The organism is Prauserella endophytica, assembly GCF_005146945.1.
Classification (GTDB): domain Bacteria; phylum Actinomycetota; class Actinomycetes; order Mycobacteriales; family Pseudonocardiaceae; genus Prauserella_A; species Prauserella_A endophytica.
Genome location: NZ_SWMS01000018.1, coordinates 105,220 through 119,751 on the forward strand (window position 1 = coordinate 105,220; position 14,532 = coordinate 119,751).

The 14,532-nt window shown below is 72.7% G+C and carries 17 protein-coding genes; 7 read left to right on the forward strand and 10 right to left on the reverse strand.

Features of this window, described 5'->3' with window-relative positions; genetic code table 11:
- Positions 1-75: 75 nt before the first annotated feature.
- The 4 genes from FCN18_RS27455 to FCN18_RS27470 form a co-directional block, all read right to left on the reverse strand.
- The gene (locus FCN18_RS27455; protein WP_137096459.1) at positions 76-1,035 is read right to left on the reverse strand and encodes an NAD(P)/FAD-dependent oxidoreductase; all 960 of its coding nucleotides are present in this window, start codon (positions 1,033-1,035) and stop codon (positions 76-78) included.
- A gap of 86 nt (positions 1,036-1,121) precedes the next feature.
- Positions 1,122-1,919, reverse strand: a complete 798-nt coding sequence (locus FCN18_RS27460) for an ABC transporter ATP-binding protein (protein WP_113641347.1) — start codon at positions 1,917-1,919, stop codon at positions 1,122-1,124.
- Positions 1,916-2,620, reverse strand: a complete 705-nt coding sequence (locus FCN18_RS27465; RefSeq protein ID WP_137096460.1) for a FadR/GntR family transcriptional regulator — start codon at positions 2,618-2,620, stop codon at positions 1,916-1,918. The genes FCN18_RS27460 and FCN18_RS27465 overlap by 4 nt, the downstream gene beginning before the upstream one ends.
- 97 nt (positions 2,621-2,717) lie before the next feature.
- Complete coding sequence (locus tag FCN18_RS27470; protein ID WP_137096461.1) at positions 2,718-3,071, reverse strand: hypothetical protein; 354 nt, start codon at positions 3,069-3,071, stop codon at positions 2,718-2,720.
- A 235-nt stretch (positions 3,072-3,306) separates the two neighbouring features.
- On the opposite strand from FCN18_RS27470, the gene FCN18_RS27475 reads away from it, so the two are divergent.
- The gene (locus tag FCN18_RS27475; protein ID WP_137096462.1) at positions 3,307-4,578 is read left to right on the forward strand and encodes a YeeE/YedE family protein; all 1,272 of its coding nucleotides are present in this window, start codon (positions 3,307-3,309) and stop codon (positions 4,576-4,578) included.
- A gap of 84 nt (positions 4,579-4,662) precedes the next feature.
- Here the strand turns inward: FCN18_RS27475 and FCN18_RS27480 are convergent, their stop codons facing one another.
- Together FCN18_RS27480 and FCN18_RS27485 are read right to left on the reverse strand one after the other, a co-directional pair.
- Positions 4,663-5,151, reverse strand: a complete 489-nt coding sequence (locus tag FCN18_RS27480) for a glutathione peroxidase (protein WP_112272264.1) — start codon at positions 5,149-5,151, stop codon at positions 4,663-4,665.
- Positions 5,152-5,174: 23 nt separating this feature from the next.
- A complete protein-coding gene (locus FCN18_RS27485; protein ID WP_113641345.1) occupies positions 5,175-5,624 on the reverse strand; it encodes a YdeI/OmpD-associated family protein in 450 nt (149 codons plus the stop codon).
- Positions 5,625-5,997: 373 nt separating this feature from the next.
- Here FCN18_RS27485 and FCN18_RS27490 point away from each other — a divergent pair, with 373 nt between their 5' ends.
- A complete protein-coding gene (locus FCN18_RS27490; protein ID WP_137096463.1) occupies positions 5,998-7,503 on the forward strand; it encodes a glycosyltransferase family 39 protein in 1,506 nt (501 codons plus the stop codon).
- On the opposite strand, the gene trxA is transcribed toward FCN18_RS27490, so the two are convergent.
- Positions 7,497-7,850 carry a thioredoxin gene (gene trxA, locus FCN18_RS27495; RefSeq protein ID WP_137096464.1) on the reverse strand — a complete coding sequence of 118 codons (354 nt, stop codon included), beginning with the start codon at positions 7,848-7,850 and terminating at the stop codon, positions 7,497-7,499. The genes FCN18_RS27490 and trxA overlap by 7 nt on opposite strands.
- Positions 7,847-8,260: a MerR family transcriptional regulator gene (locus tag FCN18_RS27500; RefSeq protein ID WP_112272271.1), complete on the reverse strand. Its 414-nt coding sequence runs from the start codon at positions 8,258-8,260 to the stop codon at positions 7,847-7,849. Before FCN18_RS27500 ends, trxA begins: the two co-directional genes overlap by 4 nt.
- 152 nt (positions 8,261-8,412) lie before the next feature.
- Here FCN18_RS27500 and FCN18_RS27505 point away from each other — a divergent pair, with 152 nt between their 5' ends.
- Both FCN18_RS27505 and FCN18_RS27510 read left to right on the forward strand, forming a co-directional pair.
- The gene (locus FCN18_RS27505; RefSeq protein WP_112272273.1) at positions 8,413-8,865 is read left to right on the forward strand and encodes a VOC family protein; all 453 of its coding nucleotides are present in this window, start codon (positions 8,413-8,415) and stop codon (positions 8,863-8,865) included.
- 285 nt (positions 8,866-9,150) lie between these two features.
- A complete protein-coding gene (locus FCN18_RS27510; RefSeq protein ID WP_113641342.1) occupies positions 9,151-10,020 on the forward strand; it encodes an LLM class F420-dependent oxidoreductase in 870 nt (289 codons plus the stop codon).
- Positions 10,021-10,090: 70 nt separating this feature from the next.
- Here FCN18_RS27510 and FCN18_RS27515 read toward each other — a convergent pair whose 3' ends face one another.
- Positions 10,091-10,591: a nuclear transport factor 2 family protein gene (locus tag FCN18_RS27515; protein ID WP_112272277.1), complete on the reverse strand. Its 501-nt coding sequence runs from the start codon at positions 10,589-10,591 to the stop codon at positions 10,091-10,093.
- Entirely contained in the window at positions 10,588-11,232 is a 645-nt protein-coding gene (locus FCN18_RS27520; RefSeq protein WP_113641341.1) for a TetR/AcrR family transcriptional regulator, read from the reverse strand. Before FCN18_RS27520 ends, FCN18_RS27515 begins: the two co-directional genes overlap by 4 nt.
- Positions 11,233-11,360: 128 nt before the next feature.
- On the opposite strand from FCN18_RS27520, the gene FCN18_RS39245 reads away from it, so the two are divergent.
- From FCN18_RS39245 to FCN18_RS27535, 3 genes are read left to right on the forward strand one after another with little or no spacing between them, the layout of a single operon-like run.
- Positions 11,361-12,104 carry a hotdog family protein gene (locus FCN18_RS39245; RefSeq protein ID WP_158303187.1) on the forward strand — a complete coding sequence of 248 codons (744 nt, stop codon included), beginning with the start codon at positions 11,361-11,363 and terminating at the stop codon, positions 12,102-12,104.
- Entirely contained in the window at positions 12,101-12,904 is an 804-nt protein-coding gene (locus tag FCN18_RS27530; protein WP_112272281.1) for an alpha/beta fold hydrolase, read from the forward strand. The genes FCN18_RS39245 and FCN18_RS27530 overlap by 4 nt, the downstream gene beginning before the upstream one ends.
- Positions 12,901-14,514, forward strand: coding sequence for an AMP-binding protein (locus FCN18_RS27535; protein ID WP_113641340.1), 1,614 nt, complete (start codon positions 12,901-12,903; stop codon positions 14,512-14,514). Before FCN18_RS27530 ends, FCN18_RS27535 begins: the two co-directional genes overlap by 4 nt.
- Positions 14,515-14,532: the final 18 nt, after the last annotated feature.

The following is a 14,532-nucleotide window of genomic DNA, read 5'->3' on the forward strand; positions in this document are numbered from 1 at the left end:
CGTCGACAGCGCGGTCTCGCCGATCGTCGACGCCGCCAGCCGCGTCCTCACCGCCGAGCCGCCCCGGCGTCGGGGTCAGCGGCTCGCGCGACGCGCCGCCACGGCCGCGCGGGCGTCCTCGTGCACGAGATCGGCGTTGATCGCCGCCGCGGCGCCGACCCCGGCCGCCGCCGAGGCGATCACCTGCGCACGCGGGTCGGCGACGTTGCCCGCCACCCACACGCCGGGCACCGACGTGGCGCCCTGCGCGTCGGCGGGGACGTAGGTGGCGATCACGTGGCCGCCGACCTCCAGCTCCGCCGTCTCCAGGCCCAGGCCCGCGAGCACGCCGGCGCGGGCGGTGGCGCGCGGGGCTACGGCGAGCGCCTCCCTGGCCACGACCTCGCCCGAGCGCAGGCGTACCCCGGTGAGCCGGTCGCCGGTCACCTCCAATGCCGTGACCTCTCCCTCCACGACGGTCACGCCGACCGCGTCGAGCTCCTCACGCTCGTCGGCGGAGAGCGAGGGAGCCGTGTGCGTGAAGAGGGTGACGTCGTCGCTCAGCTGCCGGAACAGCAGCGTCTGGTGCATCGCCATCGGTCCGGTGGCGAGCACGCCGATCGCGCGGTCGCGCACCTCCCACCCGTGGCAGTACGGGCAGTGCAGGACGTCCCGACCCCAGCGTCCCGCGAGCCCTTCGACGTCGGGCAGCTCGTCGGTGAGCCCGGTGGTCACCAGCAGCCGCCGCGCGAGCACCTGCCCGCCGTCGGCGAGCCGTACGCGGAAGCCGCCATCTCCCAGGGCTTGCGCCGAGGACACCGTGCCGCTCACGAGCTCGCCGCCGTACGCCTTGAGCTCGGCACGGCCCAGCGCGAGCAGCTCGCCGGGCGGCGTGCCCTCGCGGCCGAGGTAGTTGTGCACGCCCTCGGCGGGTGCGTTGCGTGGGTCACCCGCGTCGACCACCAGCACCGAACGGCGCGACCGCGCCAGCGTCACGGCGCCGCCGAGCCCCGCGGCGCCGCCCCCGACCACCACCACGTCGTACTTCTCGTTCACCTGCGAATCCCTCCACTCGTCCTCTTCCGGCACTATGCGCCCAGTCCGGCGAGAACGACAAAGGAAATTGCCAGAACAGCAAACGCTCAGGCTCGGGCGGCCCAGCGGCCGTCCTCCCGGCTGATGCGCACGGGGTGGTCGAACGTCTTGGTGACGTTGTCGCTCGTGAGCACCTCGCCGGCGGCGCCGATGGCGAGCACGCGGCCCTCGCGCAGCAGCAACGCGTGCGACGTGCTCGCGGGCAGCTCCTCCAGGTGGTGGGTCACGAGCACGGTCGCGAGCCGTGGGTGCTCCCGGCGCAGCGCGTCGAGGCTCGTGAGCAGCTGTTCGCGGGCGGCGAGGTCGAGTCCGGTGGCGGGCTCGTCGAGCAGCAGCAGCCTCGGACGGGGCAGCAGCGCCCTGGCGATCAGCGCCCGGCCGCGCTCCCCCTGGGACAGCACGGGCCAGCGCGCGTCCCTCCGCGTGGCGAGGCCGAGCATGCCGATCAGCTCGTCGGCCCTCGCGACCTGTTCCGGCGTGGGCTGCCAGCGCGGCACCGGTTCCGTCGTGTTGGTCAGCCCGGTCAGCACCACGTCCCGCAGGCGCAGTGGCGAGGTCAGGGGGTGGCGCGGGTCGACGTGACCCACGAAGGTCCGCAGCGTCCGCAGGTCGACCTTGCCGAGCCGGTGGCCGAGCACCTCCACGGTCCCGCGCGTGGGGTGGGTGCGCGCGCCGAGCAGGCCGAGCAGCGTGCTCTTGCCCGCGCCGTTGCCGCCGAGCAGGGCCCAGTGCTCGCCGGGCTCGACGGTGAACGACACCGATCGCAGCAGGTAGTTGCCCTGGCGCACGAGGTCGACGTCGCGAACGTCCAGCACCGGCCCGGTGCCCTCCGGGTGCACGCTCACCGCTCTCCCACCGCCGCCCTGATCGCCGACAGCACGCTCTCCAGGTTGTCCACGGTCGCCGCGACCGCAGCGGCCGCGTCGCCGCGTTCCAGCGCGGCCAGCAGAGCGGTGTGCGCGTGCGCGACGTCGGGCAGGTTCTCCTCGTGCCGCACCATTTCCGTCAGCGCCTCGAACAGGACCGGCCGCACGGCGGTGAAGAGGCTGAGCAGCAGGGCGTTGCCGGACAGCTCCACCACTGAGCGGTGGAACTCCAGGTCGGCGGCCACGAACGCGGCGGCGTCGCCGCCTGCCAGCTCACCCCGCCGGTGCAGGCCCGCGCGCAGGCGCTCGACGTCCTCCGGGCGCACCCGGTGCGCCGCGAGCCGCGCGGCCTCCACCTCGAGCGCCCTGCGGACCTCGTACACCTCGAGCAGCCGCGCGCGCCGGACGAGCCGTCCGACGTCGACCACGCCGGCCCCCTCGTCCGGCGGGTCGGCGACGAACGTGCCCGCTCCGTGGCGCACGACCAGCAGCCCGTCCCGCGCGAGCAGCCGCACCGCCTCCCGCACCGACGACCGGCCGACGCCCAGCTCGGCGGCGAGCCGGACCTCGTTCGGCAGCCGTTCGCCCGGCCGCCACTCCCCGCTCCGCAGCCGATGGCGCAACAGGTTCTCGACCTGTGGCACCACCGGCCCGTGCCGCAGCACCGGCGCCTTGGCCACGCGCCACCTCCCCCAAATGATCGCCGGGGCCGACCCTAACAAGGGTCAGCAGAGGTCTGAGGACCTGCCGGGCCGAGGTGGGACGCCCGTCACGCCGCTAGCCGGCCTCGCCGGACAGCAGAGCCTCGCCGGGAGCGGTGACGTGGTGGACGACGGCGCCGCCGTGTCTCGTGCTGTCGGCCAGTCCCGACTCCCCCAGCGCGGCGACCCGCTTGCTCGCGGCGCCGGCGGACGTGCCGAGGCGGACGGCCGGCGCGCTCGCGCTCAGCGGCGTGGTCAGCGCCCGCAGGCGGCCGGCTCGGCGTTCGCCCGAGCAGCGGGACGGGGCACCGGCCCCGCGACGGCCGTTCCCCGCCGCCGCCTTCGCCCGCCGGGTAGATGGGCACCGGGCGGCAGGCCGTGGTCGATGACGGTCACGGGGCGTCCGGCGCATCCCCTCGACGGCCAGCACGGCGCGTAGTCACGGAGGACCCGCTCCAACCCGTGCCGGGCTGGCGACGGAGACCAACCACTGCCCCGTTTTCCGTGGCGGGCGCCACAATGAACGGTTCCCGCGCACTTCTCCTCCCTTTCCGAGAAGCGTGGTGACCGGGATGCCCACACCGTGAGACCGATTCCCCCACCCATTCACGGTGACTTAGCCTGGCAGGTGATTTTCCTACAGTGACGCCGGTTTTGGAGTGCTCGTGTCGGCAACGACGGACAAACTTTCAGCACGTGATTTTCTCCTGAGATCACCGACCTCGTGCGCGGCGCCACAACCGGCTCCAGAGGAACCGGTCCGGGCGGCACCGCTCGTGATCGCCGGCGCACTCGCCGTGGGGCTCAGCTGGTACGTGTGGGCGGTGCACGGCCAGCGCTTCGGCGCGCTGCTCATCATCGGGCTGTTCCTCGGCGTCGCGCTGTTCCACTCGCGCTTCGGGTTCACGTCGGCATGGCGGCAGCTGATCTCCGTCGGCAACGGGGACGGCCTGCGTGCGCACACGCTCCTGATCGGGACGGCGACCACGCTCATCGCGCTCATCGCCGCCTCCGGCGCTGGCCTCTTCGGCGCCGGCCCGGACCTGTCGGCCGGCTCGATCGGGCTGCCGCTCTTCCTCGGCGCGGCGGTGTTCGCGATCGGCATGCAGCTCGGCGGCGCCTGCGCGTCGGGAACGCTGTTCGCCGTCGGAGCGGGCCAGTCGACCATCGTGCTGACCCTCGGCGGGTTCATCGTGGGCTCGGTGTTCTACACGTGGGCGTTTCCCGCGTTCGACGGCTGGCCCGAGGTCGAGGGGGTCCTGCTCTCCGACCACGTCGGCTGGTTCGGCTCATGGGCCATCACCATCGTTGCGCTGCTCGCGATCGTGGTCGTGACCAGGGTGGTCCAGGCCAGGCGCACACCGCCGCCGGTGGGCGCCGTGCCGACGGCCCGTGGTTTCGCGCGGGTGTTCCGCGGCTCGTGGCCGATGCTCGCCGGCGCGGTGGTGCTCGGTGTGCTGGCCGCCGCGGTGGTGCTCGTCTCCGGCGGCATCTGGGGCGTCACGACGGCGTTCGCCCTGTGGGGCGCCAAGCTGCTGCAGCTGTTCGGCCTGCACCCGGAGACGTGGGAGTTCTGGCAGCAGAGCAGGTACGCCACGATGCTCGAGGGTCCGATCTGGACGGAGAAGACCAGCCTCACCAACATCGGCATCATCCTCGGCGCGGCCGTCGCCGCGTCGCTGGCCGGCACCTGGAAGATCCGCGCCGAGATCCCGTGGCGCACCGCGCTCGCCGCCGTGCTGGGCGGCATCCTGATGGGCATCGGCGCACGCATGGCGGGCGGCTGCAACATCGGCGCCTACCTCGGCGGCATCTCCACCGGGAGCCTGCACGGCTGGCTGTGGGGCCTCTTCGCGCTCGGCGGCACCTGGCTCGGCCTCAAGCTGCGTCCCCTGTTCGGCCTGGCGACCCCGAAGCCCACCGACAGCGCCTGCTGACCCGCTGACGAAAAGGCCCCCAAGGCCACCTTTGTTGCGTTGAACGCAACAAAGGTGGCCTTGGGGGCCGGGTGCCCGCCGGTGCTACCGGCTGAGCGCGGCCTCGATGGCGTCGACGATCTCGGCCGACTCGGGCTCGGTGCGGGGCCGGAAGCGCGCGAGCACCTCGCCGTCGCCCGCCACGAGGAACTTCTCGAAGTTCCACTGCACGTCGCCCGCGGCGCCCTCGGCGTCGGGCACGCGCACGAGTTCCGCGTAGAGCGGATGCCTGCCGTCACCGTTGACCTCGATCTTCTCGAACATCGGGAAGCTCACGCCGTAGGTGGCCGAGCAGAACTGGGCGATCTCCTCGGACGTGCCCGGCTCCTGCCCCATGAACTGGTTGCACGGGAAGCCCGCCACCGAGAAACCGCGGTCGGCGTAGCGCCGCTGGAGCCGCTCCAGCCCCTCGTACTGCGGCGTCAGGCCGCACCGGGATGCCACGTTGACCACGAGCAGGGCCTTGGCGCCCAGTCCGCCCAGCGTCGCGGGGTCGCCGGAGAGGGTGCGCAGTTCGATCTCGGAAACCGACATGATCCCGACCCTACCCGCAGCGGTCAGCGGGCTCGCCCCTCCTTGAGCCGCGCGATCGCCTTGTCGATTCGGCGCCGCCGCGTCTCCGGCTTCTTGGCACCCTCGATGCCGAGCACGTGGAACCGCTTGTCGCTGTAGGAGATCCCCTCGAAGAACCGCTTCGCCGCGGGCTCGTTCTCGAGCGCCTCGGCGAAGTCGGCGGGAAGCTCCACCTCGCGCGGCGCGGTGTCCGGCTCCACGTCGACATCCACCTCCTCCCCCGCGGCGACCCCCGCCTTGCCACGGTTCTCCGCGCTCAGCGGAAGCATGAACCTGCCGTCCATGACGGCGACCGTGCTGCGGTAGGTGTGCCCGCCGACCGTCACGCGCACCCTGGGCTTCTTGCCCGACCCCAGTGCCGCGACGACGTCGGCGGGCAACTCGAGACCGGTCGCCGCCTTGCCACTGAGCAGGACCGTGCTGCGGAACCTCATCGACGCCTGCTGTGCTCTTGGTGCCACCAAGCGTCGCTCCGACAAACAAATTTGTCAAGACAGCGTGTGTGTTCGGCTGTGCGCCAGCACGGCCTGATGGTGCTCGATGACGATCACGTGTGCCGTCACCGACGGCGCGGACGGCCGCCGACTCGCGGCGCGCCGCCCCGGCGACAGGTGTGTCCGATGGGGACTGACCTCGACGACGAAACCGTCCCCTGCCTGGAGCAGGAGCCGGCTTCGCGCTCGCCGGGCCGCTCGACGGGATCGAGGCGCGTTGCCCGCGCGGGACTGAGCGTCCGTCGTCCGGTGGACAGCCGGTTCCGTCCTGCGGTCGTCGTCGCGGTGTGCGGGGCCGCGCGACGATCGGGCCATGGACGCACTGAGCGTGTCCCGGCGGGCGGCGTCGCCGCCCCGGTTCGCCGGGGGCCCCGTGGGCGTGGTCGTCGCGGTGCAGTTCGCGGTTCTCACCGCGCTGTCGGGCCGCTACGGGTTCCACCGCGACGAGCTGTACTTCCTCGCGGCCGGCGCGCGGCCCGCGTGGGGCTACGCCGACCAGCCGCCGCTCACGCCACTGCTCGCGCGGCTCTCCGTGGAGCTGTTCGGCAGCACCCCGGTGGGCCTGCGGGTGGTGGCGAGCGTGCTCGGCGCCGCGACGGTCGTGGTGGTGGCACTGGTGGCCAGGGAGCTGGGCGGCGGCAAGGGTGCACAGGTGCTCGCGGCCTCGGCGACGGCGCTGTCGGCGTTCGGGCTCGTGGTGTCGCACATGCTGTCCACCACGACCGTCGACGTGCTCATGTGGACGGTGCTCGGGTTGCTGACGCTGCGGCTGCTGCGCACCGGGGACGGGCGCTGGTGGGTGGCCATCGGCACCGCGGCAGGCATCGCGCTGGAGAACAAGTGGCTGGCGCCGCTGCTGCTCGTGGCGCTAGGGGCCGGCGTGCTCGCCGCGGGGCCCCGGTCGGTGCTGCGGAGCGGCTGGCTCGCCGTGGGCGTGGCGGTGGCCGCGATCCTCGCGGCGCCGGCGATCGCGTGGCAGGCGGCGCACGACTTCCCGCTGCTCGGAGTGGCGGCGGGCATCAGTGAGGACGACGGCGCTGGCAACCGGATGCTGTTCGTGCCGATGCAGGTGGTGTACCTGTCGCCCGTGCTCGTGCCGGTGTGGGTCGCGGGGCTCGTGCGGCTGTGGCGGGAGCCGGAACTGCGCTGGGCGCGCGCTCTCGCGGTGGGCTACCCGGTGCTGGGCGCGGTGCTGCTCGTGCTCGGCGGGAAGCCGTACTACGCCGTGCCGGCGCTGTTCCTGCTGACCGCCGCCGGAGCCCCGGCCGCGCTCCGCTGGCTCGGCACGGGCAGGTACGCGGCGCGGCGGTCGGCGGCCGGGGCGCTCGCCGTGGTGGGTGCGGCGATGTCGGTGGTGGTCGCCCTGCCGGTGCTGCCCCCGGCCGCGCTCGGTCCGGTGCTCGCGATGAACCCGGAGCAGGGCGAGCAGGTGGGCTGGCCGGAGTTCACGGCCACCGTCGCGGGCGTGTGGCACAGCATCCCGCCCGGGGAGCGTGCCGGGGCCGTGATCCTCACCCGCAACTACGGGCAGGCCGGCGCGATCGAGCACTACGGCCCTCGGCACGGCCTCCCGCGCGCCTACTCGGGCCATATGTCCTATGCGGACTGGGGGCCGCCGCCGGAGGAGAAGACCGGCCCGGTGGTGCTCGTCGGCGCGCCCGGCCCGGCTGCCGACGTCCTCACCGGCTGCCGCGTGGCCGCCGTGCACGACAACGGTCTCGGCCTCGGCAACGACGAGCAGGGCACGCCGGTCCGGCTCTGCGACGGACCGCGTGCCCCGTGGCCGCAACTGTGGCCGCGCCTGCGCCACCTCTACTGACGCGGGCCCATCGCATCGTCCAGCTCCGCGACCAGCCGGGCCTTCGGCCGCGCGCCCACGATCGTCCGGACCGGCCGCCCGTCCCGGAACAGGATCAGCGTCGGCAGCGACATGACCTGGTACTCGCGCCCGGTCAGCGGGTTCTCGTCATTGTTGATCTTGCGGATGGTCAGCTCCCCAGCGCGCTCTGCCGCGAGCTGTGCGAGCACCGGCGCGATCATGTGGCACGGCGGGCACCACTGGGCCCAGAAGTCCACCAGCACGGGCCCGGGGCGCTCGAGCACCTCGGCGCGGAAGGTCTCGTCGGTGATGGCGAGGACCTCGCCGCTCACGTCAGCCGTCGTCATCGGCTCTCCAGTTCGTCGGGTGGTTGCGCGCTGCCGGGCACGACGCACGGCAGCGGGTGGCGCGCGAGCGCCGACGCGAGCTTGGCGACGAGGCCGGAGCGCACCTCGCCTAGCTGGGCGAGCAGCGCGTCCACCTCGGCGATCTTGCGTTCGTAGACCTCGATCGAGTCGGCGCACGAGTCGCCCGTCTCGTGCCCGGCGCGCAGGCAGTCGACGAACGGTCTCGTGTCGTCGAGGCTCAGCCCCACGGCCTGCAACGTGAGGATCTCGCCGACGAGCCGGACGTGTTCCTCGCCGTACTCCCGGTAGCCGTTCGCGGCCCTGGGTGCCGTGAGCAGTCCCTGCGACTCGTAGAAGCGCAGTGCCCTGGTCGTCGTCCCGGCCCGCCGGGCGAGCTCGCCGATTCGCATGAGAGCGAGCCTAAGGATTGACGTCAGCGTCAAGGCAACCTGGAATGTGCCTCAGCTCACACAACTAACGCGGCCGGTTCGGGTCGAAACCGCCCGAGCGGCTCCGACTCCTCAGCGTGACCCGGACAGCCGGACAGCGAAGGAGAACGACGATGAGCAGGATCTCGAGCTTCCTGTGGTTCAACGACCAGGCCGAAGAGGCCACCGAGTACTACGTGTCCCTCGTACCCAACTCGAAGGTCGGGAAGGTGACCAGAGGCCCCGACGGCAAGGTCCTGGTCGTGAACTTCGAGCTCGACGGCCAGCAGTTCGTCGCGCTCAACGGCGGACCGCAGTTCGCGTTCACGGAGGCCTTCTCCATCTTCGTCACGTGCGACTCGCAGGCCGAAGTCGACGAGCTGTGGAACACGCTCACCGAGGAAGGGGAAGAGGGACAGTGCGGCTGGCTCAAGGACCGCTACGGGCTGTCCTGGCAGATCGTGCCCGTGAGGATGCTCGAGCTGCTGAACGACCCCGATCCCGCGCGCGCCAAACGGGCCATGGACGCCATGATGGGCATGCGCAAGCTCGACGTGGCCGAACTGGAGGCCGCGGCACAGGGCTGACGCCTGGCACCTGAGCACCTGAACGGCTCGCTCACCCTCGGCACGGTGATCCTCGGTGCCGACGATGTCCCCGCGCGATCCGGTTCTGAACGGCCGTGCTCGGCTTCGTCCCGCGCGACGAGCCCGACGCGACGTGGGCCGCGCTGGTACCGCCCGGCCGCCGCGGCACCGGGATCGCGCTGGGGCGCGGCGCGCGCATTTCCCACCGATCGGCGGATTTGACCTGGAGCGCGCTCCAGGACCTAGCGTGACGGGAGGATTTGTCTACGGGTAAGGGGATTCCTCATGGAGCTCGGTTTCCACGTGCCGAACTTCGAGATCGACGGCGGCAACACCGCCATCGCCGGTGAGCTGGCGAGGGTCGGCGCCGCGGCGGACAACTCGGGGGCCACCTGGCTGTCGTTCATGGACCACTTCTTCCAGATCGAGCCGGTCGGCCTCCCGGCCGAGGCGCACATGCTGGAGGGGTACACCACGCTCGGCTACCTGGCCGCGCACACCTCACGCATCGACCTTGGCCTGCTCGTCACCGGCGTGACCTACCGGCACCCTGGCCTGCTCGCCAAGATCGTCACCACGCTCGACGTGCTCTCCGGGGGACGGGCCGTACTGGGCATCGGCGCGGCCTGGTTCGAGCGCGAGCACCTGGGGCTCGGCGTGCCGTTCCCGCCGGTCGCCGAGCGGTTCGAACGGCTGGAGGAGACGCTGCGCATCTGCGGACAGATGTGGGACCCCGGGAACAACGGACCGTTCGAGGGCAAGCACTACCGGCTGGCCGAGACGATCTGCTCGCCGCAGCCGGTGCGGCGGCCCCGCGTGCTCATCGGCGGGGGCGGGGAACGCAAGACGCTGCGCCTGGTCACGCGGTACGGGGACGCGTGCAACCTGTTCGCGTCCTCCCCCGAGGCGGTGGAGCACAAGCTCGACGTGCTGCGCCGGCACTGCGACGACGTCGGCCGCGACTACGACGAGATCCGCAAGACCGTGCTCGTCCACGATCCACAGCCGGACGACCGTGACGAGTTCGTGCGCGCCATGGTCCCGTTCGCGAAGCTGGGCGTGCACGCCGCGATCGTCATGCCTCCCGGCGACGCACCCGCCGCCTGGATCGACCGCGTGGCGCCCGTGGTGGGGCAACTGGCCGAGCTGGGGTAGCCACGGCTGCGAGCCGGTGGCCACCACCGGCTCGGATCGCCGGGGTGAGTGCCGGAACGCCGCGAGTTCCTCACCGGGCCGCGTAGTTCGGATCGAGCGCGGCGGCCGCGGGAGCCCAGCCCATCCGGCCCGGCGCCCAGCCGTGCTCGAGCGGCACCCAGAAGAAGAACGTGATCTTGCGCTGGGCGAACAGCCACCCGCCGTCCGAGGTACGGACCATTCGGTCGGTGTACCGGCCTGCGGCCACATGCGGTTTGCCCTCGACCACGCACGGCTGGTACAGCCAGGTCTCGCCACTGGCCGTGTCACCGTCCACAATCACCGTTTCGTTGGCGCTGAAGTGCCACCATGCCGTCAGGGCGCCCTCCTGCAGTCCCGCGAAGAACGTGCGCAGCTCGGCCCGGCCACGGGCGGTGGACAGACCCACGAACGCACCGTCCTCGGTGAACAGCCCGGCCAGCTCCGCCCAGCGCCCGTCGTCGAGGTACTGGCAGTAGCGGGCCCGCAGCTGGCCGATCTCGTGGACGTCCTCGAGCCTGCGCACCCTCGCCAGCAGCTCCGCGTCGGTCATCGCCCGGCCCCCTTCCCGCTCCGCGCCGGGGGAAGCTCGGCTTCGAGCAGCGCCAGCGCGTAGCGGGCATGCTGCTCACCGAGGTCCTGTTTGGACAGCCGACCGCCCGGCCGGTACCACGTGGCGATCGCCGAGCACAGCGACACGATGTTGCGGGCCGCGTCGTCGGGGTAGGGCGTGCGGAACTCGCCGTCGCGCACGCCGTCGGCCACGATCCGCTCGTAGATGTTCTGCGTGCTGTCCCTCGCGGCGACCACGCCCTCGCGCGCCACCCCGGCGAGGTAGCGCACCTCGCTCAGCGCGACGAGCGACTCGACCTGGTGGTCCACGACGAACGCGACGTGTGCGGCGATCGCGGCGCGCAGCCGGTCGGCCGCCCGCTCGCCGGCTCCGCTCACGGCCTCGGTGATCCGGGCCAGTAGTTCGTCGTTGGCCAGCCGCAACAGCTCGGCCAGCAGCTGCGACTTGGCCGGAAAGTAGTTGTAGAGGTTGGACAGGCTCGTGCCGGCGCCCCTGGCCACGTCCCGCATCGAGGCGCCGTGGAAGCCCTTGGCGCCGAACGCCTCCAGCGCGGCGCGCAGGATGGCGACCTCGTTGGCCCGGCTGCCGTCGCGAACGAGACCTGGAGAACGACTGTTCATGTCCGCAGGCTATGGGCACGGCCGGTAGTGGGTCAAGTACCAGGTCACAGGGTTGACGAATCGAGAACATAGTGTTTTCGTAAGAACGATCGTTCGTATCATTGAGGCACTGGCCGCATTGGAGCGCCATGACCACCCACCGGTACTTCGAGGACTTCGAGGTGGGGCAGCGATGTTCGGGCGAGCCCCGGCAGCTCTCCGCCGACGACCCCTCCGACCTCGGCCACTTCGGACCCGACGCGCTCACCGCGCTGTTCGAGCAGTCCGGCGGCCTGCTCCTCGACGCGAGCTGGCACTACCGTGCCCCCATCAGGGCCGGCAGCACACTGCACTTCGAGCAGACCGTCACACGCTGCCGCCGCACGCGGGGCGGCGAGAACGGCGTCGTCACCCGGCACGGCGTGCTCGTGGACGAGCACGGGCGCACGGTGCGCGAGGGCAGCGCGACCGTGCTCGTGCCCGCACGGGGCGAGGGCCCCGACCCGGTCGGGCGCGCCTTCTGCACCCCGGCCTGGGCCGAGGCGCTGGCCGCCCGGCTCGCCGGGGACGACCGGTTCGCCGCCGCCACCGAGACCTGGGACGGCACGATCGGCCTTCGCTGCGGTGAAGACGAGGTGCACCTGCGCGTGTACTGCGGCGCGGTGATCCAGGCGGCCAGAAGGACACCGCACGGCGCGACGTTCACGCTCGGCGCGAGTGAACCGGCCTGGACGGAGCTGCTCACGGGGCCCGACGGCGACTTCGTGCGCCACGCCATGACCGGGCTGTTCGACGTGCGGGGCAGCGGCTACGAGTACCTGCGGCTGACGAAGGTGCTCGCGCTGCTCGTCGAGCACGCGCGCGAACTGGCGGCCGAAGGTGGTGCGGCATGATCGAGGCCGCGTACACCGACATCGGCGGCACACTGTCCTATGTAGAGCAGTCGGGTACGGGACGACCCGTGCTGTGCCTGCACACCGCGGGCCAGAGCGGCGTCCAGTGGAGGCACACCACGGCCGCGCTCGCCGCGCTCGGCTACCGCGTCGTCGTACCCGACCTGCCGGGGCACGGCCGTTCCGAGCCCGCGCCCGGCGGCCCGGTGACCGACCTCGGCGACTACGCGGCGTGGTGCGAGACGCTCATCGGCGCGCTCGGGCTACGGCGGCCGTTCGTGGTCGGATGCTCGATCGGCGGCAAGATCGCGCTGGACCTCGCCGTGCGCATGGGCGAGCGGCTCGCCGGCGTGGTCGCCATGGCCGCCGAGGCCGGGCCGGGACACATCGGCCTCGCCGGACTGCGCAGGGAGCTGGAGGACGTCGCCGCGCCGAGCCGCGCCGACCGCACCCACCTCGGCACGCTCGCCGTCGTGGGAAGGAAGGTCACAGCCGAGCGGGCCGGGCTGATCGCGACGATGCACCGCAGGGAGGACCCCGCCGTCTCCACCTCGGACCTCCTCGGGTGGGGCACGCACGACGTGCGCGCGGGGCTCGCCCGCGTCCGCTGCCCCGTGCACGTCGTGGCGGGCGCCGACGACCTGTGGCTCGACCTCGCCGCCGTGCGGGCGACCGCGGCCGCCGTTCCCGGCGCGCGCTGCACGATCCTCGACGGCATCGGCCACTACCCGATGGAGGAGCTCGAGGACTTCGCCGCGACGCTGCACGGCTGGCTGAGCGGGCTGGGAGGCACCCGATGAGATTGCTGGAGCTGCTGTCGGATCTCGTCGCGCGCGACCCCGGCGCGGTGGTGGCGATCGACGCCCACCCTGAACAGCCGGTGCGGGTGACGCGCAGGGAGCTGTGGCAGCGCACGCTCACGCTGAGCGCCGGCCTCCGTGAGGCGGGCGTCGGCCGGGGCGGCTGTGTGGCCGTGTGGCTGCCGAACTGGTCGGACGCGCTGTGCTGGCAGTTCGCCGCCGCGTCGCTCGGCGCGCACGTGATCGGCGTGAACACCCGGTACAACGTCGACGAGGTACGTCACGTGCTGGAGCGCGCGCGACCGTCGGTGGTGGCGCTGGCCTGCGGGTTCCACGGACTCGACCTCGTAGGGCGGCTGCGCGAGGCGGTGGGCGGGGCCGGCGCTCCGGCGCCCGCCGTGGCCGTCGTCGCCGGGCCGCACGGCACGGCACCGGCCGACCTCACGCCGTACGACGTCGGCGCGGGCGCGTGGGTCCCGTGCGGGCCCGCCGAACAGCCGGAGCCGGTGGGCGCCGACGAGCTGGCCGTCGCGTTCACCACCTCCGGCTCCACGGGCAGGCCCAAGCTGGCCGCGCACAAGGAGTCCGCCGTGGTGGACCACGCGCTGGCCGACGCCGAGGGCATCGGCATCCGCGACGGAGACGTGGTGGTGTGCGTGCTGCCGCTTTCGGGCGTGTTCGGTTTCAACACGGCCATGGCGGCGATCGCGGGCGGAGCCGCGTGCCTGCTGGAGCCGGTGTTCGACGAGCACGCCGTGCTGGGCGACATGGCACGCTGGCAGTCGACGCACCTGGTGGGCGGCGATGACCTGGTCGGCAGGCTCGCGGCGGCGTGGCAGGCCGAACCGCGCCGGCTGCCGTCGTGGCGGTGGCTCGGGATCGCCGACTTCCTCGGCCGGTCGCGGGAGCTGGCCGAATGGGCGCTGCGCGAGTTCGGCACCGTGACCACCGGTGTCTACGGCTCGTCCGAGGCGTTCGCGCTCACCGCGTTCTGGCCGAGGGACGAGCCCGCGCCCCGGCGCTGGCGTGGCGGTGGACGGCTCGTCTCGCCGCGCATCGAGGCCAGGATCGCCGACCCCGGCACGGGACGCCCGCTGCCCCCGGGGCGACAGGGTGAGCTGCAGCTGCGCGGGCCCAACGTCGTCGACGCCTACCTCGGCGACGACGACGCGGCCGCGCGCGCGTTCACCGCCGACGGCTGGTTCCGCACCGGCGACCTCGCCGAGCTCGCCGACGACGGGGCGTTCACCTACGTCTGCCGGATGGGCGATGTGCTGCGGCTGCACGGTTTTCTCGTCGACCCGGCGGAGATCGAGCGGCGGCTCGCCGAGCACGACGCGGTGGACGTGACGAAGGTCGTCGGTGTCCGCGGCGCGGACGGCGCGCAGCGCGCGGTCGCGTTCGTGGTGCCGACCACGCCGGGTGCCGTGAGCGAGGAGGAGCTGCGTGCGTGGTGCGCGCGGTCGCTGGCGAGGTTCAAGGTCCCCTCGGCGATCGAGCTGATCGAGCGCATGCCCACGACGTCGGGCACGAACGGCACCAAGATCCGGGCGGCCACGCTGCGGGAGTGGGCCCGGCAGCGCCACGGCGGAGGGTGGCCAAACACGTAACCCATCGGTTACGCTTTT